Here is a 24675-nt window from a genome sequence, read left to right as displayed (position 1 = left end):
TCACGCACCAGGGGCTTCGGGCTCCGCGCCGGCGAAGAAGACGATCTCGCGCACCTCGATGCCGAGGCCGTCGATCGCCGCGTCCGGGATCATCGCGGCGAGCTCGAGGGCACGCTCCTTGTCCGCGCACTCCACGAGGTAGTAGCCGGCCAGGAACTCCTTCGACTCCAGGAACGGGCCGTCGGTGACGGCCGGCAGGCCCCCGCGCACCCGCACCACGGTGCTGTCGGCGACCGGCGCGAGCGCCTGCGTGCCGATCATCTCGCCGGACTCCCGGATCGTGCGGATGAAGTCCTGGTGCCCGGTCATGATGGCGTTCATGTCCTGCTCGGACAGGTTCGCCATCACGTCGGGGTTGAGGTACATCGCCAGCAGGTACTTCACGGCCCGCGCTCCCATCGTCGGTGGCACGAACATAGCCGACCGCGCCGGGCGTCCGGGCGTCACGTCGCAAGGGCGGAGTGGAGCCGCCGCGGGCCCGCCTGCCAGCCTGGAACACGGGCAGTCCCGGTTACCCGGACCCAGGAGGGTGGCACCGATGGCCGACGTGTTCACGGATCTGCAGACCGAGACCGAGGCGCTGGCCGAGCTGGCCGAACGCCACGGGTCCGGCCCCGGCCCCGATCTCACCGGCCACTTCGCCCGCCTGACGTCGACCGCGCGGCTGGTCCGGCTCAGCGCCGAAAACCCCGGCGCGTTCGGCGTCACCCCGCAGGTGTCCTACGACTCGCTCGACGAGGCGGTCCTGACCTGGCTGATCGAGCAGCGGAAGGCCAACGCCCTGCTCGCGGCGGCCCCCGCGAAACCGGAGCTGCCGTGGAGCGACGGCCCGCTGCGCCCGTCGGTGCTCGCCGCGGCCGCGCTGACCGAGCTGTTCGCCTGCGGCCAGGACATCGCCGACGCGCTCGGCGTCCGCCCGCGCCGCGACGACGGGATCGGGCACGTCGCCTACTACGGCGTGCGGACCAGGGACCGCGCCTACCGCCGGCACCGGCGGACGCCGCCCGGGCCGTTCCGGTTCGAGCTGCGGGCGCCGTCCGGGACGCGGTGGGACTTCGGGCCCGAAGAGGCCGCCGACCGCATCGCCGGGTCCGCCGAGGACTTCTGCCTCCTGGTGACCGGCCGCCGCGACGCCGAAGATCTCGCCCTGAGCTTCAGCGGCGGGCACACCGCCGAATGGCTGGAACTGCTGGAGAACTGAGCGAAATCACTCGAACGGGGTGGGATCGCCGGCGCCGACCCGGAGGATCTCCGGTTCCCCGGAAGAGAAGTCGACGACGGTCGTCGGCTCGACCCCGCAGTCACCCGAGTCCAGCACCGCGTCGAGCTGGTGGTCCAGCTCTTCCTTGATCTCCCAGCCCTGCGTCATCGGCTCGCCCTCGCCGGGCAGCAGCAGCGTGCTCGACAGCAGCGGCTCGCCGAGCTCGGCCAGCAGCGCCTGGGTGACGCGGTGGTCGGGGATGCGCACGCCGACCGTCTTCTTCTTCTCGTGCATCAGCCGCCGCGGCACTTCCTTGGTCGCGGGCAGGATGAACGTGTAGCTGCCCGGGGTCGCCGCCTTGATCGCGCGGAACACCGCGTTGTCGACGATGACGAACTGCCCGAGCTGGGCGAAGTCCTGGCACACCAGCGTGAAGTGGTGGCGGTGGTCGAGCTTGCGGATGGTGCGGATGCGCTCGAGCCCGTCGCGGTTGCCCGGCCGGCACCCGAGCGCGAAGCACGAGTCGGTGGGGTAGGCGATCAGGCCGTCGCCGCGGAGGATCTCGACGATCTGGCCCAGCGACCGGCGCTGCGGGTTCTCCGGGTGCAGGTCGAAATAGCGTGCCATGATCGTAGAGCCTAGGGTCCGCGCCTCGGGGCCGCCGGGCGGCACCGCCCGCGCGTCTCCCAGCTTGCGGTTCCCGGCGCCAACGCTGGGACCCGCCCCGGCCCGCACGCCACACTCCGAACGGAACCACTTCCAGGGAGGGCGAGCCATGACGAAGCTGACCGTGCCGGAGCTGGACCGGGCCCGGGTCGTCACCGCGGCGAAGTACCAGTTCGAGGGCCCGCAGGGGCGGATCTCGCTGGCCGACCTCTTCGACGGGCGCCCGCGGCTCGCGGTGCACCACACGACACCCGAGCACCGCGGCCCCTTCGCCGACGTGCCCGCCGCCGACCTCGCCGCCGCGCTGCACGACCCGGACCTGCGCCTGGTGCTGGTTTCCCGCGCGCCCTACGCCGAGCTCGAGCGGTACCGCCGCCACTTCGGCCGGGACCTGGCCACGTACTCGGCGGGCCACGCGTTCACCGCGGACTTCCCGGTGTCCCGGCGCCTGCCCGAAACCGGCGGCGGCGAGTTCTGGGACGACCTCGAGGCGGCGATCGGCTTCTTCCGGTACGACCGCGGTCGGGTGCTGCACACGGGGTCGGTCGCCCTGTCCCGGCTGGACTTCCTGAGCCTGCTCGGGGTCCCCGACCGCCTCGGCTCCGCGACCGGCCGGCGCTGAACGCGCGCCCCGCCGCCGTCGTGCCCTCCTCCCGCGCCCCCGCGCCACGTCTTTTCGGCTCAAGAAATAGCACCTCAGGTGGGTTACCATCGATCGGCAGCAGCACGAACACCGCGCACTGGCCGGGCCACCTGGGGCGCCCCGGCCGCCGTCGAGACCCCGGGGGTTCCGCACAGATGTCTCCGGTCGCCGCGCTCGAACCGGCCACGGAGCTGTCCGCCACCGCCGAGCCGCGGGGCACGACCGCGGCGGACCGGCGTCCACGGCTGGCCACCTACCTGGCCGCGGCCATCATGGTGGTGGTCATCACCGGGTTCAGCGTGATCGGCGTCGTCAGCGTGCTGCCCGCGTCGGTCGGCGTGCTGAACGCCGGGTACGCCATCCTGGCCGCCGCCGCGCTGCTGGCGATCCAGCTGCTGTGGTTCAGCCGGCCGTCCACCCGGCTCGACTCCACGACCAGCCGGGTGCTGTTCGCGGTCATGGTCGTGCTCGCCTACGTGCCGACGCTGACGTTCGGCCTGCTGTGGGCCACGATGCTCGTGTACGTCGGCAGCGCCGCGCTCCTGGTGCTCCCACCGCGCTACGGCTGGGCGGCGGTCGTCGCGGTCCTGCTCAGCACCGTCGGGGTGTGGCAGGTGTTCGGCGCGAAGCCGGCGAACACCGTCTACAACGCGTTCGGCACGCTCTTCTACATCCTGGTCTTCTACCTGCTGTCCCGGTTCACTCGGATGGTCCACGAGCTCCACGCGGCCCGCACCGAGCTGGCCCAGCGCGCGGTCGCCGAGCAGCGGCTGGCCTTCGCCCGCGACCTGCACGACCTGCTGGGGCTGAGCCTGTCCGCGATCGCGCTCAAGGGCGAGCTCGTCTCCCGCCTGATGCGCAAGTCCGCCGAGCGCGCCAAGGCCGAACTCGGCGAGATCACCGCCACCGCCCAGCGCACGCTGTCCGACGTCCGCGCGGTTTCCCACGGCTACCGCGAGCTCTCGCTGGAGAAGGAGTCCCGGACAGCCGAATCGCTGCTGTCGGCGTCCGAGATCGCCGTCCGGATCCACCTCGACCAGGGCGACCTGCCGGTCCAGGTGCGCACGCTGCTGGCCAAGGTGCTCCGCGAAGGGGTCACGAACGTTCTGCGCTACAGCGACGTCGAGCACTGTGAAATCGACGTCCGGCACCAGGACGGCAAGGTCGTCCTCGAGATCGTCAACGACGGCGTGGCGGCGGACGACCCGGCGGTCACCTCGGGCAGCGCGCTGACGGTGCTGCCCGACGAGGTCGCCGCGCTCGGCGGCCGCGCGAGCGCGAAGGCGGGCGCCGACGGCCGGTTCCGGCTGCGCGTCGAGCTCCCGGTGCCCGGGCGGCCGGGCGGGCCGGTGGCGCGGGATTCCGAGGAGCGGTCGGAGAACGCGTCGAAGCAGATCCGCCGCCTGCTGCCGGTGGTCATGGTGCTGATGGGGATCGGCGCGATGTCGCACCTGCTCCAGCTGGCCCCGCGGCTGTGGGAGATCGCGCTGGTCCTCGGCACGATCGTGGCGTTGCTGGCCCTGCAGTTCTCGTACTTCAACCGGCCGTCGACCCAGCTGCGGTCCGCGCAGAGCTACGGGATGCTCCTGGTCCAGGCCTGCCTGGTCTACCTGCCGCTGCTGCCGCTGGGCCCCCGCTGGGTCAGCCTGCCCGGGCTGCTGGTCGGCACGGCGCTGCTGGTCCTGCCGCCCGTCGCGGGCTGGGTGTTCTTCGCCGTCAACATCGCCGTCTACGCCGAGATCACGCGGCAGTCGGGGGCGACCATCACGAGCACGATCTTCTACACGGCGGCGACGGTGATGACGAGCCTGGCCGTGTTCGGGCTCCTGTGGCTGGTCCGGCTGGTCACCGAGCTGGCCAGCACCCGCCGCCGGCTGGCCGAGATGGCGCTGGCCGAGGAGCGGCTGCGGTTCGCCCGCGACCTGCACGACCTGCTCGGCATGAGCCTGTCGGCGATCGCGCTGAAGAGCGAGCTGACGGCCCGCGTGCTGCCCCTGGACCGCGACCGCGCGGCCCAGGAGCTGACCGAGGTCCTCGGGCTGACCCGCCAGGCCCTGTCCGACGTCCGGTCGGTGGCGAGCGGCTACCGCGAGCTGTCCCTGGACAACGAGTCGAGGACGGCCCGGTCCGTGTTGGCGGCGGCCGACGTCCGCGTCCGCATGGAGATGCTCGGCGACGAGCTGCCGACCCCGGTCCGCACGGTACTGGCGGTCGTCCTGCGCGAGGGCGTGACGAACGTGTTGCGCCACAGCAAGGTGGAGAGCTGCGAGATAGCGATGCGCCGCACGGAGGACGGAATCTCCCTCGACATAGTGAACGACGGCGTCGAGCGCAACGGCCACCGGGCGGCATCCCCGGTCCGGCCGGAACGGAGCGAGGAACCGGAGCCGGTGGTCGCGGCGTCGCGCGAGACGTCACCGGGGAGCGGGATCGGCAACCTTTCGCACCGGGTCGCGGACCTCGGCGGTGAGCTGACGGCAGGGGTGGAGCCGGACGGCCGGTTCCGGCTGCGGGCCGTTGTGCCGGCCTGAAGTCCCTTGTGCCACGGGTGAACCCCGGTCGGCGCCGCACCACTGACTTCAATCGCAAGCGGCGGTGCCGGCCTGCCCCGAGCGAACCCACCCCCGGCACCACCGATCCCGGCCGCGGGCGGCGATCCCGGCCGGATCTCCCCGTGCCGCGAGCGAACCCCGCCCGGCGCCGACCCCAGCCGCAGGCGGCAGTCCCGACCGGAACCCCGGCAACCCCACCCCGGCACCAAGCCGGACAGCCGGATTCCGGCCGCGAGCGGCGGTCCCGGCCGGGAGTCCTTGCGCCGCGGCCGAACCCACCCGGCACCGAGCGGCACCGACGTTCCCAGCCGCAAGCGATCGCCCCGGCGAGAACCCAGCCGCGAGCCGCCACCCCAGTGGTCCGGACCTCCTGGTCCAGACCTCACCGGCGGTCACAGCCAGCCGGACTCCTCGGCGATGCGGATCGCGTCCACCCGGTTGCGCGCGTTGAGTTTGGCCACCACCGTCGTGAGATAGTTCCGTACTGTCCCGGCGGAAAGGTACAGCCGGGCGGCCACCTCCACCGTTCCGTAGCCCTGTGCGGTCATCCGGAGCACGTCCAGCTCGCGAGTCGTCAGCGGGCAGTCGACCGTGTCCCACGCCGCCAGCGCCAGGTCGCCGTCCACCATGCGGCGGCCGGCGAGCACGCCGCGCACCGCGTTCGCGAGCTTGGCCGGGGGTGCGTCCTTCAGCAGGAACCCGCCCACCTTGGCGTCCAGCGCCCGCCTGAGCGTCCCCGGGCGGCCCAGGCTGGTCAGGATCAGGGTCCGGCAGTCCGGCAGGTGTTCGTGCAGCTCACCGGCCGCGGTGAGGCCGTCCTTGCCGGGCAGGTCGATGTCGATGACCGCGACCTGCGCCTGCTTGGCGCGCGCGGCCGGCAGGATCTCGAGCCCGGAGGCGACCTCGGCGACCACGTCGATGTCGGGTTCCAGCCGCAACAGCGCCACCAATGCGCCCCGCACGATGTGCATGTCCTCGGCCACCAGCACTCTGATCACGGGTGCCTCCGCACTCACGACTCCCCAGAAGCTCAGTTAAACATTCTGCTTGACGAATCGGTTGCACCATTCGGGGACCACTTTTGGAGCGCTGCCGCTAAATGCACATGCACGGCTCGTTACCAGGTTAAAAATGCCTACTAGCGCCCGGACGACTACCAGCCGTCACGTACACCCTGGGTCATCGGCACCCACGTCGGAAATTTTCCGGCCAGGTCGCGTGTGGACTTCCGGCCCACCACACGCGACGAGCCGGCCCACCGCCGGCGCGCTGGGCGCCTGGGGTGGGCCGGCTCGCGACCCCGCGAACTGCGCAAACGCGCGTCAAGCCGCTTCGAGGAGATCGATCTGGCAGAAGCAGGTGCCCCGCTTCTGCGCGGTGCCGGCGCCGGCCTCGATGCCCCAGTGCTCGAAACGGTCGATCACGAGGTCCGTTCCCTTCTTTTCGAACTCGATACCCAGATCGGTGAAAAGCGCGCGGACGTCGGCGGAAACCTGTGCGGACATGTTCTGCTCCCAGTGGCGAAGATGAATGCTTCACGTGCCATAAATCGTCGCCAATCAACGCAGCGCCAACCAGTGCCCGCATCATCGCCGTGCTGTGCCTTACACATGCTCCGTGCGGTTACGGAGAGGACTCCGAACGGCCCAGCAAGCCCCGGAATCCCGCTGATTCGACGGTTTTTCGTCACTTTGCGCGGTCACGCGCTTCCCGCGGGCTACCGGGACCATGAGAAACGCACATGCGTTCATGGTGAGAGTTCCCGGCTCCGGCGCCGCTCACACCGGATGTGCAAAACGCATGTCCGGGACCGGTGAAACCCATCCCGACCGGTGCACAGAGCACTTAAGAAGTAGACGCCCGCCGATCTACAGTTTTGGGCGCAATCACATCTTCCGCACCGGACGCCTTCATCGGGAAGGCGCCGCGCGGCATTGTCGACCGGGAGGGACGGCCACCATGGATGAGATCGTCCGGCAAGCTGTGGCACGCGCCATCGTGACCATGCGAGACAACCTGGGTGAGCGGCTCACGATCGATGACCTCGCCCGCGCGGCCATGTTCAGCAAGTTCCACTTCACCCGGGTGTTCCTGCGGGTCACCGGGCTGTCGCCGGGCCGCTTCCTGTCGGCCGTGCGGCTCGCGGAGGCCAAGCGCCTGCTCGCGACCACGGCCATCTCGGTGGCCGACATCAGCCACCAGGTCGGCTACAACAGCGTCGGCACGTTCAGCGCCCGGTTCAGCGGCAGCGTGGGCGTCTCGCCGTCGGGGTACCGGCAGCTGCGCGGCCGGTCGCCGCGGGTCGCCGAGCGGCCGTCCCAGCCGGGGTCGGGGACCACCGTGCGCGGCCAGCTGCGGGTCGCGCCGTCGGCCGAGGTCGGGCCGGTGTTCGTCGGGCTGTTCGCCGCCCGGATCGCCGAAGGCGCGCCGGCCCGGTTCGCCATCCTGCCCGGCCCCGGGCCGTATGCACTGGCAGACGTTCCGCTCGGGTCCTGGTACGTGCTCACCCACGCGTACGGCTGCGGTGAGGTCGACAACCACTCACTGCGGCCCTACACCGGCCTGGCCGGCCCCGTGACGGTGCACCACGGCGTCACGGCGAGCCTGGCCGACGTCCGGCTGCGGCCGCGTCACGGCTTCGACCCGCCGGTCCTGCTGGCCCTGCCCGACCTGCGCCAGCCCGCGGTGGCCCGCCCGATGGCGGTCTGACGGCGTGCAATTCCGGCGCCCCGAATCCGCCGTCCGTTAATCCTCGGACGGCGGGTTCACCCGGTCCGCGTTCCCCGCAGCCATTCGGCCCAGTGGGGCGCACGACGGACTCATCGCGAACCGTCGGAGAATTCGCGGCCATTCCCAGGTGCGCTTCTTCGGAACACCGGCGGCAGGGGGCAATGGCGTACAATTACGCCGGGGAAGTCTCACCGGACTGGGGTGCGAGGTACCGTCGTGATCAAGGTGTTGCTGGCCGAGGACATGCACATGGTCCGCGGCGCCCTGGTCGCCCTCCTCAACCTGGAGTCCGACATCGAGGTGGTCGCCGAGGTGTCCACCGGCGACCAGATCCTGCCGGCGGCGAAGGCCTCCCAGCCGGACGTCGCCGTCATCGACATCGACCTCCCGGGCAAGGACGGCCTGTCGGCGGCGGTGGAGATCCACGAGAGTCTTCCGGGCGTCCACACGCTGATCCTGACCAGCCTCGGCCGCCCGGGCACGGTCCGCCGCGCGCTGGACGCGAAGGTGAACGGCTTCCTGCTCAAGGACTCGCCGTCGGACAAGCTGGCCAACGCGGTGCGCTCGGTCGCGATCGGCCGCCGGGTGATCGACAGCGAGCTGGCACTGGCCGCCTGGGAAACCGACGACTGCCCGCTGACCCCCCGCGAGATCGAGATCCTGTCCCTGGCGGCACGCGGGCGCAACGTGGCCGACATCGCGGCGGAGCTGTTCCTTTCGGCCGGCACGGTCCGCAACTACCTGGCTGCGGTGGTCACGAAGCTCAACGCCCGCAACCGGGTCCACGCGATCCGCATCGCGACCGAAGCGGAATGGCTGTAGCCGCCCCACCAGGGACACGAGCCGCCAGGCACCCGAGCCGACCGCCCGGACACGCGAGCTGCCCCTCCGCGCGCGCGAACCGCCCGCCTGGCCACGCGAACCGCCTCTCCACGCGCGCGAACCGACCGCCCGGGCACCCGACCCGACCGTCCACACCCGCGCCGCCCCGCTCAAACCCACCGCGCCGCCCGGAAAACCACCCGGAAGCCACCCCCGAAACCCGGCCTGAAAGCGCTTACGCCGTCAGCTCGTCCCGCGCCCGGTGCCTTCGCACCTCACCGCACCCCACCGGGACCGCCGCCAGCAGCCGGTGGATGCCGCCGGGGCCGGACTCCGTCGCCAGCGTTCCGCCCAGCGACTCCACCCGGTCGACCAGGTTGCGCAGCCCCGAACCCGCCCCCGAACCCGCCCCCGGACCGCCGTCGGCGGGGCCGCCCGCGCCGTCGTTGACGATCTCCAGCCAGGCCGTTCCGTTCTCCTTGCTCACCGAGAACGCGCACCAGCTCGCGGTGCTGTGCCGCACCACGTTCGTCACCCCTTCGCGCAGCACCGCGGCCAGCGCGGTCGCCACCTTCGGGGGCAGGTCCTCGGTGCCCGAGCGGGACACCGTCACCCGGGTCCCGGCCACGCTCAGCACCGCCGCCGCGGCCCGGCACTCGTCGTCCAGGGACAGTTCGCGGTAGCCCGCCGCGACCGTGCGGACGTCGGCCAGCGCGCGCCGGGACATCGTCAGCAGCTCGGCCAGCTCCTCCTTCGCGCGGCCCGGCTGGCCGATCACCAACCGGTCCACGAGTTCACCCTTGAGGGTGATCGCCGAAAGGCTGAGCCCGAGCAGATCGTGGACGTCGCGGGAGAATCGCTTGCGCTCCTCGGCGATCGCGCTGCGCTTCAGCTCGCGGCGTTCCTCCTCGCGCTCGGCGATCAGCCGCGCGGCGGCGCCCGTGGCGGCCAGTGCCAGCGCCGCGATCCCGGCCGACACCACGCCCGCGAAACCGGCGTCCGCCGACTCCCCCGCCCGCGCGGAAACCAGCCCTGCGACGACGCACACGAGCCCGGCCGCCGGGAGCGCCCGTGACGGCCGCACAGCCAGCAGGAGCCCGCCCGCGAAGAACCCTCCCGCGGAGGTCCACAAGGCGCCCAGCAGCAGCATCGGCCCGTACCCGAGCAGGGCCTGGGCCACCAGCGCCAGGCCGGGACGGCGGACGCGGCCGTGCGCGAACGCGGTCAGGTGCACCCCCGCCAGCGCCGCCGCGCAGGTGAGCGCGAGCAGCCGGGGAACCCAGGACTCCCGCCCGGCCAGCACGGGGAGGAACGCGGTCAGCGCGACGGCGGCCGCCGCCACCACCGGGCCGCCCGTGACGAGCGCGCGGAAGTCGGGACGCCCCGTCTCCCTGGCCGCCGGACTCGCGGCACGCACCCGGAGCTTCCCGAGGAGCCGAACCGGATACGCCACGGCGCCTCCCACCTCACCCGCACCCCAGAGCCTCAAAGGTAACAGGGAGAACGGTTCCGGCGGGCCCGTCAGCCGGTCACGTTACCGCCGGGGAAGTCGAGCACGCACTCGCCGACGCTGACCTCCGCCGGCCACTCCAGCTTCAGCGAACGGTCCACCCGGTCGCCGGCGTCGACCGGCACGGCGTGCGCGGCGAGTCCCATCGCCTTCGCCGTCAGGTAGAGCACTTGCTGCAGGGCGCCGACGTGCACCAGCGTCGTCGCGTACGCGGCGCTGCCGAGCACCCACGCGATCCGCGACATCCGCGCGGTCATCGTCAGCAGCACCGAAGGCCTGCGGTGGCTGCCCGCCCCGATCATCGCCAGGTCGAGCATGCCGTCCAGGACGCCGAGGTCGTCGTTGATGAGCGTCAGCGTGTGCCACAGCGGGTCGTAGTGGTAGATCCCCCGCGCGAGGTCCACGCAGCGGTTGATGCCGACGTAGATCTCGAGCTCGTACAGGCACGCGACGCTGAAGTACGGCCGCTGGGACGCCTCGTGCCCCGGCCCGCCCGGCAGGTACGCCGGCCCGATCGACCGCACCCGCGCGGCGCGGAAGAGGAACTCCCCGACCTGCTCGGCGGACAACGCGCGTTCGGTGACCTCGGGGCACGTGTGGTCGTGTTCGAGCAGCGTGGCCAGCGTCGGGTCGGTCGCCTTGAGCACCGCCGGGTCGGGCCGGTGCAGCGGGAAGGTCGGGCCGGCGGTGATCTGCTTGACCACCGGCGGCTCGGCGCCCGCCCGGTGCGCCTCCGGGTCCGGCGGGACGCCCTTCAGCCAGGTCCGGCTGCGGGCGTGGAACATCAGGTCGTCGGGGGACCAGACGGCCAGGTCGGTGTCGGTGTCCTCGGTGAACTCCGCCCAGTCGTCGGCCACCAGCACCACGCCCGCGGCCACCAGGAACGCCACGACGTCGGCCACGACCGGCTCGGCCAGGCCTGAGTCCGCGGCGACCCGCGCGACGGTGACCGGCCCGGCCAGCGACGACGCCACGGTCACCGCCTGCGGCCGCAGCAGCGCGACGCGGTACCGGGCGCGGGGCGACTCCAGCAGCAGCCCGCCGCCGTCGGGGCGCAGAGCCGAGTACCGCGACAGCTTGATCAGCCGCCCGGCCGGCACCGGGTCGGCCGGGAAGACCGGCGCCTGGGTCACCGGGATGGCCGAGAGCAGCGGCCCGCGGCCGTCGTTGAGCGCCAGCGAGTGCACGACCGAGCCGGACAGCTGGTTGAGGACCTTGCGCAGCGTCGCGGCCGCGGCTTCGGCGGCCCCGCCCGCCGACGTCGCGAGGTTGCCCATCGAGACCGGGCCGAGCGCCATCCGGCCCAGCGACTCGCGGACCGGCCCGGGGACGCCCGCCAGCTCGTACTCACCCCACCAGCTGATCGCGACGAGCGTGTCGTCGTCCCCCGCCTCCAGCAAGGTGTCTTCGGTGAGGGACCAGAGCCGGACGGTCTCCGAGCTCCCGTCCGGGGGGTATGCAGGCAAGGCCAACTCCTCAAGCGCGAGGCGAACACTGAGCGCCCGCGAAGGCTCTCAAAGGAACATCGGGAACGGGTTGAGCTGCTCGTACGGGGTCGCCGTGGCGAGCCGGCCCAGTTGCACCGGGACGTCGAACAGCCGGCCGGGCGCGAACCGGGCCCAGAACGGGCGGATGCCCGGCGCGAGCACCTTGACCACCGGGATCCCGACGTCCGGACGGGTCTGGTCGAGCACCAGCAGCTCCAGGCCGGCGCGGTCGAACACCCGGCTCAGCGCCCGGACGTCGTCGCGGACGTCGGCCCGGTTGACGAACGGGAAGTCCGCGGCGGCCCGCATCCGCTCGCCCGCCACCGGCCGCAGGTACGGCTGGTTCGCGACGGTGGCGCAGGCGAGCCAGCGCCGCGCGTCCGGGTCGTCGATCTCGTGGCCCGCGGACTGCACGACGGGCAGCATCTGGTTGAGCTCGGTCACCGCGCGGCGCACCGCGATCCGCGGGTCGAGGTGGGCGCCGAAGCCCATCACGATGTCCTCGTGCGGGCCGCCGATCCGCCGCGAAAGCGCGACGGTCACCGGGATCCCGAGATCGGACGTGACGTCGAGGACCCACATCTCGCGGCCGATCCCCGCGTAGCCGGCGATCATCTCGTCGAGCCACGGGTCGGCGAAGGACGCGAGGTCGACACCCGGCACCGGCGTGCGGTTGTACCACCACAGCGCCACGGCGTCGCGTTCGACGAGCTCCAGCGTGCCCTGCAGGATCGCGTCCTCCAGGCTGCTGCCCGCCGCCGAGCCGTTGGAGTCGGCGCGCACCCCGCGTGCGGCGCTTTCGCGCGGGGTCCCGTAGTAGAGGTAGGACGTCGGCAGCAGGCGGCGGCGTCCGGTCAGCGACCACACCGGCGTCCAGTCGGTGCGGGCGGTGGGGTCGAACGGCGCGCCGACCCGCTGGAACTCGGCGTGCTCGGGGTTCCAGGCCGCGCGCTCGGCGTACTGCCGGTCGGCGAAGAGCATGCACGCGTTGGGGTGCACGGCTTCCTCGCCCAGCTCGTCGTAGGAGCCGCGGATGCGCAGCTCGTCGCCCTGGAAGTTGCCGGAGAACCGTTCCGCGGCTTCGCAGAGCGCGCCGACCTCGGCGTCGAGCGGGCTGACGCCCTTGCCGCCGTTCTCGCAGCGCAGGCCGGCGCGCAGGGCCGCCATCGCGGTGACCCCGCGGGCGATGTTCGGCCCGGAGCGGTAGGCGTTGGCGAACGCGGGCGCGTCCGCGTCCCGCTGGATCTCCTTGACGATCCCGGTGACCGGGCTGACCAGGTGCCGGTGCCGCTCGAGCATCTGTGACGGCGTCGCCGTCCGGTGCCCGCCGCCCCCGGTGGTCGCCTTCTTCGCCGCCTGCAACGAGACCGGGCGCACCGAGCGCCACACCACCTGCCACGGGTCGCCGCAGCAGCGGCACTGCGGGCGGCGGCGCAGCTCGTGCAGCCGGCCCTGCAGGTCGAGCGAGTCGAGCGTCCACACGCACTGCTGCCCGTGGTGGCGGTACCCGGCCACCCACTTGGCCGCCTCCAGCGCGACGAGGTGCGCCGCGGCCGCGGTCAGCGGCGGCAGAGCCGGCATCGGGCGGCGCGCCGGGCCCGCGTGGCCCAGTTCTTCCTGCACGCACGCCTCGGCGTGGCGGTGCCCCCACAGCCGGTGGGTCAGGCAGTGCCAGCACGCGCCGTCGGGCTGCAGCACCGGGCCGATCCACACCTGGGCCCCGGACGGGCGCGCGAGCAACCACGGCCGCCCGGCCCGCCGGTGCTCGGCGTCGATCCCGGCCAGCCGCGGGTCGAGGTAGTCGGCGCACAGCACGACCGACAGGTCGGCGGTGCCGGTGTCCGTGCGGACCACCTCGAGCCCGGCGCCGGCCAGTGCCCGTTCGACGGCACCGGTGTCGACGCCGTCCGCGCTGTCGCCGACCGCGGTCAGCCGCACGGTGCCCCGCCGCGCGGCGACGACGTCGGCGTCGACCCCGCAGGCGTCCCAATAGGCCAGCGCGCGCTCGTCGCCGGGCCGGTCGTCGGTGCCGGGGCTGCGCAACGTCACCAGTCCCGCGTCGACGAGCTGGGCCAGCAGCGCGGCGACCTCCTCCGGCGCCATCCCGCCGGGCCGGTCGCGCAGCAGGCGGTCGAGGTCGTGGGTCCCGTCCAGCAACGCCGCCAGCGACTCGATCTTCGGCCCGCGCATCGCGATCACGCCCTGTTCGGAGAACAGGTACGCCCCCTTGCCCGCCCGGACCTCGGCCCGCAGGTGCCGCCGGAACGCCGGGGCGCGCGCCGGCACCGGGACATCCGTGACACCACCACTGCCTTGCGCGTCCACCGCTGTCGTGCGCATGGGCCCTCCTGCCGTCGTCGGCCTCCGCCGGACGAGAGAACAGAATCCTGCTCCACGAGAGGTCTACTCAACCAGTGCTCAGAGCACGGGCAAGTCGTGGAAAACGCATGGGTCGGCATGGAAAACGCATGGGGCACCGGTGCGTCGCTCACTGGCCGCACAGCACGGGGAACCGTCACCGTGGACAGCGACGCCCGTGGCGGCACGGCGCGTCAGGGGGCAACGTAACCGAACTCGCGGTCCCGCGCGAATCCGGCCGGCGCCCGGTCTGGCACCCGAGAAAAAGTGAGGACCCGAGTATGCCTACCTCTGCTCGCACGTACGGACAGTTCTGCGGCCTGGCCCGGGCGCTCGAGATCGTCGGTGAGCGGTGGTCACTGCTCGTCGTGCGCGACCTCATGCTCGGCCCGAAGCGGTTCAACGACCTGCAGCGCACGCTGCCGCGGATCCCCGTGAGCATCCTGACCTCGCGCCTCAACGAGCTCGAAGAGACCGGCGTCGTCCGCCGCCGCGTCCTTTCGCAGCTGGACGCGGGTGTCGTCTACGAGCTGACCGAATACGGCACCGAGCTCGACCACATCGTGCTGGACCTCGGCCTGTGGGGCGCCCGTTCGCTGTCCTACCCGAAGGCGGACGACGCCTTCACCCTCGACGCCGCGATCCTCTCGCTCTACACGACCTTCCGGGAGGAGTTCGCCGCGGGCGTGCACGTCAACTACGAGCTGCACCACCTCGGCGGCGAGATGATCCTGCACGCGCTGGTCGACGACGGCTCGCTCAAGGTGTCCGGCGGCTCGCTGCCGGCGGCGGACCTCGTGATCGAGCCGCAGGGACCGGCGTTGTTCGACCTGCTCAAGGGCAGCCTGTCCGCGCAGGACGCCATCTCCAGCGGCAAGGTCCGCGTCGAGGGCGACCCGGCGCACCTCGAGCTGTTCGCCGAGCTCTTCCGCATCCCGCCGGCCCCGGAGCGCCCGACCGGGCTGTCCGTGCACTGACCCCCGCGCGCCCGGCGGTACGCAATCCGCCGAGCAGCGCATTTTCCCTTGTATAATCAGCAATCCGGAGTAACGGAAGCCGCTTCGCGAGCGGTTATCGTCTACGCACGCTGTCTTCTTCGTGAACTGGGGTCCGTATGTCGACGTCCGAACTCACCCGACCTTCCGGGTTCCTGGGTCAGCTCAACAGCCGCTGGCACCACCGCGCGCTCGCGGTGTTCATGCTCGTCGTGATCGCGCACTGGGCCGAGCACATCGTGCAGGCCGTCCAGATCTACGCACTCGGCTGGCCGGCCCCGAAAGCGCGTGGCGTGCTCGGAATGCCGTTCCCGTGGCTGATTTCGCAGGAATGGCTGCACTACGGCTACGCGCTCGTGATGCTGGTGTTCCTGTGGATCCTGCGCCACGGTTTCGCCGGCCGGTCGCGGCAGTGGTGGAACCTCGCGCTGGCCATCCAGTTCTGGCACCACATCGAGCACCTGCTGCTGTTCATCCAGGCGCAGTCCGGCTGGCGGCTGGCCGGGCAGAAGGTGCCCACCAGCATCATCCAGCTGCTCATCCCCCGGGTCGAGCTGCACCTGTTCTACAACACGATCGTCACCATCCCGATGATCGTGGCGGTCGTCCTGCACCGGCGCGCCTCGGCGGCCGAGCACGAGCTGACCGGCTGCGTCTGCGGGCTGAAGCCGCCGGCGCTCGCCGCGGCGTGAGCGGCCGGGCCGCGCGGCGGGCACTGACCCTGCTGGCCTTCCTGGCCGGCTGGCTGGTGCTCTCCGCCGCGCCGGCGTCGGCGCACGTCGAGATCATTTCGTCGACCCCCGGGGACGGCGCCCGCCTCGGCGCGGCGCCGTCCCTGGTGTCGGTCACCCTGTCGGAGAACATCGGGATCCAGCCGGGATCGATCAAGGTCGTCGACCTAGCGGGCACGCAGGTCGACACCGGGCCGGTGTTCCAGCCCGGCGCCGTCGCCGAGCAGGTCGCGGTCCGGGTGAAGCCGAACCTGCCGGACGCCAGCTACCTCGTCGAGTACGCGTTCGTCTCGGCCGACTCGCACCCGGTGCGCGGCACGTTCGCCTTCGTCGTCGGCGGCGGGCCACTGGTGACGTCGGCGGGCGCGGTGTCCGCGGCCACCGGCACCGACGCGGTCGTCGACTTCGTTTCGACGGTCGCGCGCTGGCTGGCCTACCTCGGCGTCGTGCTGCTCGGCGGGCTGGCGTTCGTGGTGCTGTGCCGTCCGGACGCCCGCACCGACCGCCGCGCCCGCCGGCTGCTGCGCTGGGGCGCGGGCCTCGTCGCGGCGACCACCGTCGCGGCGTTCGTGCTGCAGGGCCCGTACGCGGCCGGGCGGGACCTCTCGGCGGTGTTCGACACCGGGCTGCTGGCGGACACGCTGCGCGTCGCGTACGGCAAGCTGCTCCTGCTCCGGCTGGCCGCGGTGGCCGCGCTGGCGCTGCTGCTGCCCCGCCTCCTGCGGCCCGGGCTGCCGGACCGGCTGCGGTCCCGTTACGAGAACTCGGCGATGGTGACCGCCTTCCTGGTGCTGCTGACGTTCTCGGCCACCGGCCACCCGGTGACCGACCCGGTCATGTTCGTCTCGGTCTCGGCCGACCTCGTGCACTTCGGGGCCATCGCCGTCTGGGCGGGCGGGCTGACGCAGCTGGCACTGAGCCTGTACCGCCCGGAGCCCGGCGAGGACCTGGCACCGGTCGCGGCGCGTTTCTCCCGGCTGGCGGCGGGCTCGGTGACCGCGATCGCAATCAGCGGCGGCGTGCTGGCGCTGCGCATCATGCCGTCCCTGTCCACGCTCTGGACGACCCGGTTCGGCGTCCTGGTGCTGCTCAAGATCGCGGGCTTCGCACTCCTGCTGGCGGTGGCGAGCCGGTCGCGCCGCGTGGTGCGCCGGAGCATGACCGGCCCGGAGGAGGGCACGACGAAGACGGTGACGACGGACCTGCGCCGCCTCCGCCAGGCGGTGGCCGTGGAGGTACTGCTCAGCATCGTGGTGCTGGCGCTGGCGGCGATGCTGACGGTCACCCCACCGGGTGGCTGAGCAGCCCCGGGCGGCGCCTGGGCTCACACACTGGGCAACCGCGGCGCCGGCGCAGGTGCGGTCCGAGCCGCCACCGGGCCCACACGCCCAGCGACCGCGGCGGCGGCTCGACCGGCAGGTCGGGCGCGGCCCGGCCCGAGTTCACACACCGGGTAACCGCGCCGGCGGCTCGACCGACGGGTCAGGTGCGGCCCGGCCCGCTCACACGCCGGGCAACCGCGCCGACAGCTCAGGTGCAGGTTCGGCTCCCCGGGCCCGCACACCGGGTGACCGCAGCGGCAGCTCACGTGCAGCCCGACCCGCCCTGGCTCACACCCCGGGCGACCGCGGCGGGGTGAACGGCCCCCAGCTGAACGCGGGCAGCCACGGCCCCGGCGCCGCACTCCACTCCAGCCGTGCCAACTGGGCCGATGACCGGCGCCCGGCCAGCGCCCGGTACAGCTCGTGGGCCGGAGCCGTCACGGTCGCCGTGGGCCGGCCCGCTCCCGCCGTCCACTCGGAGCCGCCCGTGGTGCGCAGCCGCAGCGCCGGCAGCCCGCGCCCGGCGATCGAGCCCGAAAACCCGCGGACCAGCACCTCGAAGCTCGGCGCCCAGGCCGCGTGCTCGACCGGCGGCGGCACCCCGAGCGCCGCCCGCAGGTCCAGCTCGTGGGTGTAGGCGTCCATCACCATGATCTCGCCGCTGCGCCCGCCCGCCTCCGCGAGCCGACGGTCGAGGTCCTCGCCGACGTCGTCCCAGCGGTCGAGCAGCTCCGGCACCGTCGATGCCGTCGAAACCGGGGCCGTGCCGCCGTGGCGCTCGAGCACCCGCTCGGCGATCGCGGTGAGGTGGCCCAGCAGGTCGGCGACGGTCCACTCCGGACACGCCGGAACCGGGCGCCGGTGGACGTCGGCGCGGGACCCCAGCAGCGCGCGGACACCGCGCCGCACCTCCGGGTAGGCCACGAAGTCCGGGGCCGGCCGACTCGCTGTCACGCGTCCCACCTCACCTGGCACGATCGGGGCTTCCGGCCCAGTATGCCCAGGTGACGGCACCGGCGAGTCTCCCCGCGTGCCGACACCGAGACTTCGGGAGGTAGTGATCTTGCCCACTCTGTGGTCCACGTCGGCGCAGTGGGAACTGTTGCCGCCGGTGCTGCTCGCGCTGGTGCTCAGCGTCGCGATCGGGCTCGAGCGCGAAGCCGGCATGAAGGCCGCCGGGCTGCGGACGCACAGCCTGGTCGGCGTCGGCTCGGCCGTGTTCATGCTGGTGTCGAAGTACGGCTTCGCCGACCTGCTCTCGATCGACCGCATCGCGCTCGACCCGTCGCGGATCGCGGCGCAGATCGTCTCGGGCATCGGCTTCCTCGGCGCCGGGCTGATCTTCGTCCGCCGCGACGCCGTGCGCGGCCTGACGACGGCCGCGACGATCTGGCTCACCGCCGCGGTCGGCACGGCGTGCGGCGCCGGGCTGCCGGTGCTCGCGGCCGGCACAACGATCGCACACTTCGTGGTGACCCGCGGCTTCCCGCCGCTGCAGCGGTTCGTCGCGCGCCACCGCCGCGAGCCACCGGTGGTGCGGCTGAGCTACCTCGACGGCCACGGCGTGCTGCGCGCGGCGCTCGCCGTCTGCACCGGGCGGGGCTGGAGCGTGCACCACGTCGACGTGGATCACGAGTCTGTTTCCGAAGAGGGGCAACGGATCGCGGTCGTGACCTTGCGCCTCGACGGCCGCGGTGATCTCTACGACCTCGCCGCCGAGCTCGCCGAACTGCCGGGCGTCCGGAGCACGTCCACCGGTCCCGGGGAACCGCTCGACGAATGATCGCCCGCCCGGGCAGCGCGCGGGGGCGGGTTTGCGGCACACTGGGGTGCACCCGGAATTCCCCGGTACCGCAAGGAAAACGTGCGGCCGAGGAGAAACCATCCAATTCGGAGGTGAGACATGGCCCCCGGCGGTGGCGAGGACGTGGCGCTCGCGGTGCCCGGATTCGACCTGGCATGGCGCGGTTTTCACCGCGCGCAGGTCGCGGAGTACGTCGCGTGGGCCGAGGCCGAGATCCGCAGACTCACCGCGGAACGCGACACCGCGCGGCACCGCGTGGACGCGCTCGCCGAGGACAACCGTGAGCTCCGGGTGAAGATCGACCGGATCAGCCGCACCCCGATCGAACCGGACGCGCTCCAGGAGCGCTCGCGCCGGATGATCGAGCTGACCCGCGAAGAAGCGACCGAAATCACCACGCGGGCAACGGAAACAGCCGAGCGCGTACGCCGCGAGGCCGAGGCGGAGGCGGTCCGCCTCACGGAGAAGGAACGCCGCCTGGTCGCCGAAGCCGAGGCAGAGGCCGAGCGACGGCGCACCGAGCACGAGGAGTTCCTGCGCGCGGCCGAGCAGCGCCGCCGCGAGCTCGACGAGGCGGCGGCGCACCGCCGTGCCCAGCAGGAAGAGGATCACACCCGCGCGATGACGCTCCGCCGAGCCACGGCGATGCGCGAGCTGGCCGAGCAGGAAGCAGAGGCCAGGGCCACGGCCCGCAAGCTGGTCACGACGGCGGAGACCAAGGCCGAGAGTCAGCTCACGGCCGCGGACGCCAAGGCGAAGAAGCTGGTCAGCACCGCTCAGACCAAGGCCGAAAACCTTGTCGGCACCGCCGAAACCGAGGCCACGCGCCTGGTCACGACCGCCCAGGCTGAGGCCGAGCGCCTGGTCACGACCGCCCAAGCCAAGTCCGAACACCTCGTCACCACCGCCGAAACCGAGGCCACACGCCTGGTCACCACCGCGGACGCCAAGGCCAAGACGTTGGTCAGCACCGCCGAAGCCAAGGCGAAAAAGCTCGTGGCCGAGGCCGAATCGCGCCTCACCACCGCCGGAGCCGAAGCCGAGAACCTCGTCAGCACCGCGCAGAGCAAAGCCGAACACCTCGTCACCACCGCGGAAGCCCAGGCCAAGAAGCTGGTCACCACCGCCCAGACCGAGTCCGAACGCCTGGTCACCGAAGCGACCCGGCAAGGCGAATCCCTGGTCGAAGCCGCCCAGCGCGAGGTCACCGCCCTCACCGAGGTCCGTGACAAGCTCCACGCGAGCCTCACTGGCTGCCGCTCTCTCCTTGCCGACGCGGCCGTCGCCCTCGACGACCGGCCCGCGCCCTTCGATCCCGAAGCCACCCTGCCGATGTCGAAGAGAGTGCCCGTCCAGCGACGCTCCCCGGCAGACCTCACCGACGCCGTCGGCTGACCCCTTGCCCGCCAGCCGGGCAGCCTCCATGATCGGACCGTGAGGCGAACGAAGATCGCGCCGGCCGGCGAACGGGACGTCGTCTCTTGACCTGGACCGTCCGGCGGGTCTTCGCCCTGGTCGCGGCCGTTGTCACGCTCGCCGCGTCGACCACGCTGGCCAACCGCGTGCTGCCCGGCTGGGCCTACCCGGTGTGCGGCCTGGTCGCCGCGCTCGTCCTGGTCGCCCTCGGGAAAGCGGCCGGATGCTCCTGGACGGACCTGGGCCTCCGGGAACTCCGCCGTCCGGCGCTCGTCGGCCTCGCCGGCGCCGGGCTCGTCGCGGTGGTGTTCGGCATCGCGCTGGCCGTGCCGGCGCTGCGGACGGTCTACCAGGACGGCCGCGTCGGCACGCCCGACTTCGGGCAGCTGCTGTGGCTGACCTGCGGACGGATCCTCTTCGGCACGGTGCTGATCGAGGAGGTGGCGTTCCGCGGGGCGCTCCCGGCCCTGCTGGGTGCCCGCGACGACCGCTGGCGCTGGCCCCCGATCCTGGGCGCCGCGGCACTGTTCGGCCTGTGGCACTTCTTGCCGGCGCTCGCCGTCGGCCGCAACGCGGCGGTCCACGCCGTCTTCGCCTCGACGCCGGTGGTCGTGCTGCAGGTGCTGGCGATGACCGCGGCGGGCCTCGCCGGGATCTTCCTGCACTGGTGGCGCCACGCGGGTCGCGGCGTGCTGGCGTCGGTGATCGTGCACTTCACGACCAACGCCGGCGGCCTCACGCTGGCCGTACTGGTGCGCTAGGAACGCACCAACCGGGCGATCGCGTCGGACGCTTCCCGGACCTTCAGGTCGGCTTCCTCGCCACCGGACGCCGCCGCCTGGACCACGCACGTCGCCAGGTGCTCGTCGAGCAGCTCGAGCGAGAACGACTGCAGGGCCTTCGTCGCCGCCGAGACCTGCGTCAGGATGTCGATGCAGTACTTGTCCTGCTCGACCATGCGCTGCAGCCCGCGGATCTGCCCTTCGATCCGGCGCAGCCGCTTGAGATAGGCCTCGCGCTCAGTGCCGTAACCCGTCATCGCCCTACCTGTCCCCTCGTCGGCGTCCCCGGCCACCGACTATACCCTCCGGGGGTTCAGCGGAAGCGGCGCAGCCGGAGGCTGTTGCTGACGACGAAGGCCGACGAGCACGCCATCGCCGCGCCCGCGATCATCGGGTTGAGCAGGCCGAGCGCCGCCAGCGGCAGCGCCGCGACGTTGTACGCGAACGCCCAGAACAGGTTGCCCTTGATCGTGGCGAGGGTGCGGCGGGCCAGGCGGATCGCGTCGGCGGCGACCCGCAGGTCGCCGCGCACGAGCGTCAGGTCGCTCGCCTCGATGGCCGCGTCGGTGCCGGTGCCCATGGCCAGGCCCAGGTCGGCCTGGGCGAGCGCGGCCGCGTCGTTGACGCCGTCGCCGACCATGGCGACCACGCGACCCTCGGCCTGCAGCCGCTTGACGACGTCGACCTTGCCCTCGGGCAGCACCTCGGCGACGACTTCGCCGATCCCCGCCTCGGCGGCGATCGCCCGGGCCGCGCCCGCGTTGTCGCCGGTCAGCAGGATCGGCTCCAGGCCGAGTTCCCGCAGCTCCGCGACGGCCCGCGCGGACGTCGGCTTGATCGTGTCGGCGACGACCAGGCGCCCGCGGACCTCGCCGTCCCAGGTCACCCCGATGGCACCCCCGGCTCGCCCGACGCTGACGGTGCGTCCTTCGACCACGCCGGTCACGCCGACCCCCGGGGTGCTGCGGAAGTCCGTCACGGCGGGGAGCACGCCGAAGCGCTGTTTCGCGGCGTCCGCGATCGCGCGGCCGATCGGGTGCTCGGACGCGGCTTCGACGGCGCCCGCGAGCCGCAGCGCCTCGCCGTCGCCCTCGACCAGTGTCATCCGGCCGGTGGTGACGGTGCCGGTCTTGTCCAGGACGACCGTGTCGACGCGGCGCGTGTTCTCGAGCACCTCGGGGCCCTTGATGAGGATGCCCAGCTGAGCCCCGCGGCCGGTGCCGACGAGCAGCGCCGTCGGCGTCGCGAGGCCCAGCGCGCACGGGCAGGCGACGATCAGCACGGCCACCGCGGCGGTGAACGCGTCTTCCGGCCGGCCGCCGGTCGCGAGCCAGACCACCAGCGTGGCCAGCGCCGCGAACACGACCAGCGGGACGAACACCGCCGAGACCCGGTCGGCGAGCCGCTGGACCTCGGCCTTGCCGTTCTGCGCGGCTTCGACGAGCCGGGCCATCCGCGCCAGCCGGGTGTCCTCGCCGACGCGGGTGGCGCGCACGAACAGCCGCCCGCCGACGTTGACGGTGGCCCCGGTGACGGCGTCCCCCGGCCCGACCTCGACCGGCACCGGTTCCCCGGTGAGCATGCTGGTGTCGACCGCGGAGCCGCCTTCGGTGACCACGCCGTCGGTGGCGATCTTCTCGCCGGGCCGGGCGATGAAGACGTCGCCTTCGCGGAGGTCCTTGACCGGGATCAGGCGCTCTTCGCCGGCTCGCAGGACCGTGACGTCCTTCGCGCCGAGGTCCATGAGCGCGCGGAGGGCGGCGCCGGCGCGGCGCTTGGCGCGGGCCTCGAAGTAGCGGCCGGCCAGGATGAACGCGGTGATCGCGGCGGCCACCTCGAGGTACAGGCTCTCGCCGGGCATCCCGTGGCGCATGCCGATCTCGCCGGCCATGCCGAAGAAGAGGGCGTACAGCGACCAGGCCACCGAAGCGACGACGCCGAGCGAGATGAGCGTGTCCATCGTCGCGGTGACGTGGCGCAGGTTGACCGCGGCGGCGCGATGGAACGGCCAGGCGCCCCACGTCACGACCGGGGCGGCGAGGACGAGCGAGACCCACTGCCAGTAGTCGAACTGCCAGGCCGGGACCATCGCGAGCGCGACCAGGGGAACGGTGAGCGCCACTGAAAGGAGCAAACGCTTGCGCAGCGTGGGCGTCTCGTCAGGCTCTTCGGGCTCGGGGAGGCGCGCGGAGTACCCGGCGGCTTCGACGACGGACCTGAGGTCGTCGACCGACAGCTCGCTCGGGTAGCTGACCTGGGCCTTTTCGGTGGCGTAGTTGACCGTCGCGGTCACGCCGCCGACCTTGTTGAGCTTGCGCTCGACGCGGGCGGCGCAGGACGCGCACGTCATGCCGCCGATGGCGAGCTCGACGCTTTCTGCGGACTGCGCGGTGGTCATGGGACTCAGGCGACCAGGCGGTAGCCGGCCTCGGTGACGGCCGCGGCGACGTCGCCGGCGGGCAGCGGCGTGTCGCTGGTCACGGTGACGCGTCCGCTCTCGACGTCGACGTCCACGCTCCGGACGCCGGCGAGCTCCGAGACCTCTTCACGGACCGACGTGGCGCAGTGTCCGCAGGTCATGCCCTCGACGGTGTAGCTCGCTTCGGTCATCAACGGCTCCTTTCGTTCCCCTCCCTTTATACCCATCGGGGGTAGGGGTTCACTCGTGACCCCCGCCAGACTCGCGGTATGCGCAAGCTCTACGCGATCGGGATCGGCGCCGGGGACCCGGAGCACCTGACGGTGCAGGCGATCGATCGGCTCAACCGCGTCGACGTCTTCTTCGTGCTCGACAAGGGTGCGGAGAAGGCCGACCTGGTCCGGCTGCGCCAGGAGATCCTCGACCGGTTCGTCACCCGCCCGTACCGCGTGGTGCTGGTGACCGACCCGCCCCGGGACCGCACGCCCGACGACTACCGGGCGGCGGTCGCGGACTGGCACGCGGCACGGGCGGCGGTCTATGAGCAGGTGCTGCTGTCGGAGCTTTCGCCCGATTCCGCGGGCGCGTTCCTGGTGTGGGGTGACCCGTCGCTGTACGACAGCACGATCGCGCTGATCGAGGCGGTGCTGGCGCGCGGGAAGGTGGCGTTCGAGTACGAGGTGGTGCCGGGGATCAGCAGCATCTCGGCGCTGGTGGCCCGGCACCGGACGACGATGAACCAGATCGGGCGGTCGGTCCAGCTGACCACCGGCCGCCGGCTGGCGTCGGGCTGGCCTCCGGACGTCGACGACGTGTTCGTCCTCTTGGACGCGCACACGACGTTCGACGGCTTCACGTCCGAAGGCCTGCACATCTACTGGGGCGCGTACGTCGGGACGCCCGACGAGATCTTGCTGTCCGGCCCGCTCACGCCGGCACTGGCCACCGAGATCCGCCGCGTCCGCGCGGAGGCCCGGGAACGGCACGGCTGGATCATGGACACGTACCTCTTGCGGCGCCCCGCCCCGTAGCCGTCCAGCCCCGTAGCCGTCCAGCCCCGTAGCCGCCCGGCTGTTTCCGCCCGGCTGTTTCCGGGCATGAAGAAAGGCCCCGGGAGACTCACGTCTCAACCGGGGCCTTCCCCAAATTAAGTTCGGCGGTGTCCTACTCTCCCACAACCCTTCGGTTGCAGTACCATCGGCGCTATCAGGCTTAGCTTCCGGGTTCGGAATGGGAC

At 72.5% G+C, this 24675-nt stretch carries 23 protein-coding genes and 1 rRNA gene; 12 read left to right on the top strand and 12 right to left on the bottom strand.

Annotated elements, in window-relative coordinates:
* Nucleotides 1-384: a YciI family protein gene (locus ACZ7PG_RS46955; protein ID WP_470245729.1), complete on the bottom strand. Its 384-nt coding sequence runs from the start codon at nt 382-384 to the stop codon at nt 1-3.
* A 154-nt stretch (nt 385-538) separates the two neighbouring features.
* Here ACZ7PG_RS46955 and ACZ7PG_RS46950 point away from each other — a divergent pair, with 154 nt between their 5' ends.
* The gene (locus ACZ7PG_RS46950) at nt 539-1201 is read left to right on the top strand and encodes a maleylpyruvate isomerase family mycothiol-dependent enzyme (protein ID WP_470245728.1); all 663 of its coding nucleotides are present in this window, start codon (nt 539-541) and stop codon (nt 1199-1201) included.
* A gap of 6 nt (nt 1202-1207) precedes the next feature.
* Here ACZ7PG_RS46950 and ACZ7PG_RS46945 read toward each other — a convergent pair whose 3' ends face one another.
* Nucleotides 1208-1828, bottom strand: coding sequence for an L-threonylcarbamoyladenylate synthase (locus ACZ7PG_RS46945; protein WP_470245727.1), 621 nt, complete (start codon nt 1826-1828; stop codon nt 1208-1210).
* 148 nt (nt 1829-1976) lie between these two features.
* Between ACZ7PG_RS46945 and ACZ7PG_RS46940 the strand changes: the two genes are divergently transcribed.
* The gene (locus ACZ7PG_RS46940; protein WP_470245726.1) at nt 1977-2489 is read left to right on the top strand and encodes a DUF899 family protein; all 513 of its coding nucleotides are present in this window, start codon (nt 1977-1979) and stop codon (nt 2487-2489) included.
* A 176-nt stretch (nt 2490-2665) separates the two neighbouring features.
* Nucleotides 2666-5041 carry a sensor histidine kinase gene (locus tag ACZ7PG_RS46935; protein ID WP_470245725.1) on the top strand — a complete coding sequence of 792 codons (2376 nt, stop codon included), beginning with the start codon at nt 2666-2668 and terminating at the stop codon, nt 5039-5041.
* A 413-nt stretch (nt 5042-5454) separates the two neighbouring features.
* Here the strand turns inward: ACZ7PG_RS46935 and ACZ7PG_RS46930 are convergent, their stop codons facing one another.
* Both ACZ7PG_RS46930 and ACZ7PG_RS46925 read right to left on the bottom strand, forming a co-directional pair.
* On the bottom strand, nt 5455-6060 hold the full coding sequence (locus ACZ7PG_RS46930; RefSeq protein WP_470245724.1) for a response regulator transcription factor: 606 nt from the start codon (nt 6058-6060) through the stop codon (nt 5455-5457).
* Between the two features lie 324 nt (nt 6061-6384).
* A complete protein-coding gene (locus ACZ7PG_RS46925) occupies nt 6385-6567 on the bottom strand; it encodes a hypothetical protein (protein ID WP_470245723.1) in 183 nt (60 codons plus the stop codon).
* A 454-nt stretch (nt 6568-7021) separates the two neighbouring features.
* Here ACZ7PG_RS46925 and ACZ7PG_RS46920 point away from each other — a divergent pair, with 454 nt between their 5' ends.
* Nucleotides 7022-7771, top strand: coding sequence for a helix-turn-helix domain-containing protein (locus ACZ7PG_RS46920; RefSeq protein WP_470245722.1), 750 nt, complete (start codon nt 7022-7024; stop codon nt 7769-7771).
* A 237-nt stretch (nt 7772-8008) separates the two neighbouring features.
* Nucleotides 8009-8614 (top strand): response regulator transcription factor, encoded by a 606-nt coding sequence (locus ACZ7PG_RS46915; protein ID WP_470245721.1) that lies wholly within the window; start codon nt 8009-8011, stop codon nt 8612-8614.
* A 235-nt stretch (nt 8615-8849) separates the two neighbouring features.
* Here the strand turns inward: ACZ7PG_RS46915 and ACZ7PG_RS46910 are convergent, their stop codons facing one another.
* The 3 genes from ACZ7PG_RS46910 to ACZ7PG_RS46900 form a co-directional block, all read right to left on the bottom strand.
* Nucleotides 8850-10067 carry a sensor histidine kinase gene (locus tag ACZ7PG_RS46910; RefSeq protein WP_470245720.1) on the bottom strand — a complete coding sequence of 406 codons (1218 nt, stop codon included), beginning with the start codon at nt 10065-10067 and terminating at the stop codon, nt 8850-8852.
* Between the two features lie 68 nt (nt 10068-10135).
* Complete coding sequence (locus tag ACZ7PG_RS46905; RefSeq protein ID WP_470245719.1) at nt 10136-11590, bottom strand: SagB/ThcOx family dehydrogenase; 1455 nt, start codon at nt 11588-11590, stop codon at nt 10136-10138.
* A 48-nt stretch (nt 11591-11638) separates the two neighbouring features.
* The gene (locus ACZ7PG_RS46900; protein ID WP_470245718.1) at nt 11639-13951 is read right to left on the bottom strand and encodes a TOMM precursor leader peptide-binding protein; all 2313 of its coding nucleotides are present in this window, start codon (nt 13949-13951) and stop codon (nt 11639-11641) included.
* Nucleotides 13952-14250: 299 nt separating this feature from the next.
* Here ACZ7PG_RS46900 and ACZ7PG_RS46895 point away from each other — a divergent pair, with 299 nt between their 5' ends.
* From ACZ7PG_RS46895 to ACZ7PG_RS46885, 3 genes are all read left to right on the top strand, one after another.
* Nucleotides 14251-14946, top strand: a complete 696-nt coding sequence (locus ACZ7PG_RS46895) for a winged helix-turn-helix transcriptional regulator (RefSeq protein WP_470245717.1) — start codon at nt 14251-14253, stop codon at nt 14944-14946.
* 137 nt (nt 14947-15083) lie between these two features.
* Nucleotides 15084-15656, top strand: coding sequence for a hypothetical protein (locus ACZ7PG_RS46890; protein WP_470245716.1), 573 nt, complete (start codon nt 15084-15086; stop codon nt 15654-15656).
* The gene (locus ACZ7PG_RS46885) at nt 15653-16996 is read left to right on the top strand and encodes a copper resistance CopC/CopD family protein (RefSeq protein WP_470245715.1); all 1344 of its coding nucleotides are present in this window, start codon (nt 15653-15655) and stop codon (nt 16994-16996) included. The genes ACZ7PG_RS46890 and ACZ7PG_RS46885 overlap by 4 nt, the downstream gene beginning before the upstream one ends.
* A gap of 309 nt (nt 16997-17305) precedes the next feature.
* On the opposite strand, the gene ACZ7PG_RS46880 is transcribed toward ACZ7PG_RS46885, so the two are convergent.
* A complete protein-coding gene (locus ACZ7PG_RS46880) occupies nt 17306-17971 on the bottom strand; it encodes a maleylpyruvate isomerase family mycothiol-dependent enzyme (RefSeq protein WP_470245714.1) in 666 nt (221 codons plus the stop codon).
* 109 nt (nt 17972-18080) lie between these two features.
* Here ACZ7PG_RS46880 and ACZ7PG_RS46875 point away from each other — a divergent pair, with 109 nt between their 5' ends.
* From ACZ7PG_RS46875 to ACZ7PG_RS46865, 3 genes are all read left to right on the top strand, one after another.
* On the top strand, nt 18081-18800 hold the full coding sequence (locus ACZ7PG_RS46875) for an MgtC/SapB family protein (RefSeq protein WP_470245713.1): 720 nt from the start codon (nt 18081-18083) through the stop codon (nt 18798-18800).
* 120 nt (nt 18801-18920) lie between these two features.
* Complete coding sequence (locus ACZ7PG_RS46870) at nt 18921-20216, top strand: hypothetical protein (RefSeq protein ID WP_470245712.1); 1296 nt, start codon at nt 18921-18923, stop codon at nt 20214-20216.
* Nucleotides 20217-20302: 86 nt separating this feature from the next.
* A complete protein-coding gene (locus ACZ7PG_RS46865) occupies nt 20303-20998 on the top strand; it encodes a CPBP family intramembrane glutamic endopeptidase (protein WP_470245711.1) in 696 nt (231 codons plus the stop codon).
* On the opposite strand, the gene ACZ7PG_RS46860 is transcribed toward ACZ7PG_RS46865, so the two are convergent.
* Genes ACZ7PG_RS46860 through ACZ7PG_RS46850 form a run of 3 tightly spaced genes read right to left on the bottom strand, consistent with a single transcriptional unit; the run spans nt 20995 to nt 23629 of the window.
* Nucleotides 20995-21276 carry a metal-sensitive transcriptional regulator gene (locus tag ACZ7PG_RS46860; protein WP_125314973.1) on the bottom strand — a complete coding sequence of 94 codons (282 nt, stop codon included), beginning with the start codon at nt 21274-21276 and terminating at the stop codon, nt 20995-20997. The genes ACZ7PG_RS46865 and ACZ7PG_RS46860 overlap by 4 nt on opposite strands.
* 56 nt (nt 21277-21332) lie before the next feature.
* Nucleotides 21333-23417 (bottom strand): heavy metal translocating P-type ATPase, encoded by a 2085-nt coding sequence (locus ACZ7PG_RS46855; RefSeq protein WP_470245710.1) that lies wholly within the window; start codon nt 23415-23417, stop codon nt 21333-21335.
* A 5-nt stretch (nt 23418-23422) separates the two neighbouring features.
* The gene (locus ACZ7PG_RS46850) at nt 23423-23629 is read right to left on the bottom strand and encodes a heavy-metal-associated domain-containing protein (RefSeq protein ID WP_470245709.1); all 207 of its coding nucleotides are present in this window, start codon (nt 23627-23629) and stop codon (nt 23423-23425) included.
* 78 nt (nt 23630-23707) lie between these two features.
* On the opposite strand from ACZ7PG_RS46850, the gene cobF reads away from it, so the two are divergent.
* Nucleotides 23708-24469: a precorrin-6A synthase (deacetylating) gene (gene cobF / locus ACZ7PG_RS46845; RefSeq protein ID WP_470245708.1), complete on the top strand. Its 762-nt coding sequence runs from the start codon at nt 23708-23710 to the stop codon at nt 24467-24469.
* A gap of 120 nt (nt 24470-24589) precedes the next feature.
* Here cobF and rrf read toward each other — a convergent pair.
* A 5S ribosomal RNA gene (gene rrf / locus ACZ7PG_RS46840) occupies nt 24590-24675 on the bottom strand; the annotation flags it as partial.

The sequence above is a fragment of the Amycolatopsis sp. NPDC114504 genome, from assembly GCF_055633595.1.
The sequence above is the reverse complement of the archived record's forward strand: the minus strand, read 5'-3'. Positions and strand labels throughout refer to the sequence as shown.

What these genes read in the sequence shown, in the direction of transcription:
- ACZ7PG_RS46950 (WP_470245728.1), top strand. Translation starts at nt 539, where the DNA reads ATGGCCGACGTGTTCACGGATCTGCAGACCGAGACCGAGGCGCTGGCC.
- ACZ7PG_RS46945 (WP_470245727.1), bottom strand. Translation starts at nt 1,828, where the DNA reads ATGGCACGCTATTTCGACCTGCACCCGGAGAACCCGCAGCGCCGGTCG.
- ACZ7PG_RS46940 (WP_470245726.1), top strand. Translation starts at nt 1,977, where the DNA reads ATGACGAAGCTGACCGTGCCGGAGCTGGACCGGGCCCGGGTCGTCACC.
- ACZ7PG_RS46935 (WP_470245725.1), top strand. Translation starts at nt 2,666, where the DNA reads ATGTCTCCGGTCGCCGCGCTCGAACCGGCCACGGAGCTGTCCGCCACC.
- ACZ7PG_RS46925 (WP_470245723.1), bottom strand. Translation starts at nt 6,567, where the DNA reads ATGTCCGCACAGGTTTCCGCCGACGTCCGCGCGCTTTTCACCGATCTG.
- ACZ7PG_RS46920 (WP_470245722.1), top strand. Translation starts at nt 7,022, where the DNA reads ATGGATGAGATCGTCCGGCAAGCTGTGGCACGCGCCATCGTGACCATG.
- ACZ7PG_RS46900 (WP_470245718.1), bottom strand. Translation starts at nt 13,951, where the DNA reads ATGCGCACGACAGCGGTGGACGCGCAAGGCAGTGGTGGTGTCACGGAT.
- ACZ7PG_RS46895 (WP_470245717.1), top strand. Translation starts at nt 14,251, where the DNA reads ATGCCTACCTCTGCTCGCACGTACGGACAGTTCTGCGGCCTGGCCCGG.
- ACZ7PG_RS46890 (WP_470245716.1), top strand. Translation starts at nt 15,084, where the DNA reads ATGTCGACGTCCGAACTCACCCGACCTTCCGGGTTCCTGGGTCAGCTC.
- ACZ7PG_RS46870 (WP_470245712.1), top strand. Translation starts at nt 18,921, where the DNA reads ATGGCCCCCGGCGGTGGCGAGGACGTGGCGCTCGCGGTGCCCGGATTC.
- ACZ7PG_RS46860 (WP_125314973.1), bottom strand. Translation starts at nt 21,276, where the DNA reads ATGACGGGTTACGGCACTGAGCGCGAGGCCTATCTCAAGCGGCTGCGC.
- ACZ7PG_RS46855 (WP_470245710.1), bottom strand. Translation starts at nt 23,417, where the DNA reads ATGACCACCGCGCAGTCCGCAGAAAGCGTCGAGCTCGCCATCGGCGGC.
- ACZ7PG_RS46850 (WP_470245709.1), bottom strand. Translation starts at nt 23,629, where the DNA reads ATGACCGAAGCGAGCTACACCGTCGAGGGCATGACCTGCGGACACTGC.
- cobF (WP_470245708.1), top strand. Translation starts at nt 23,708, where the DNA reads ATGCGCAAGCTCTACGCGATCGGGATCGGCGCCGGGGACCCGGAGCAC.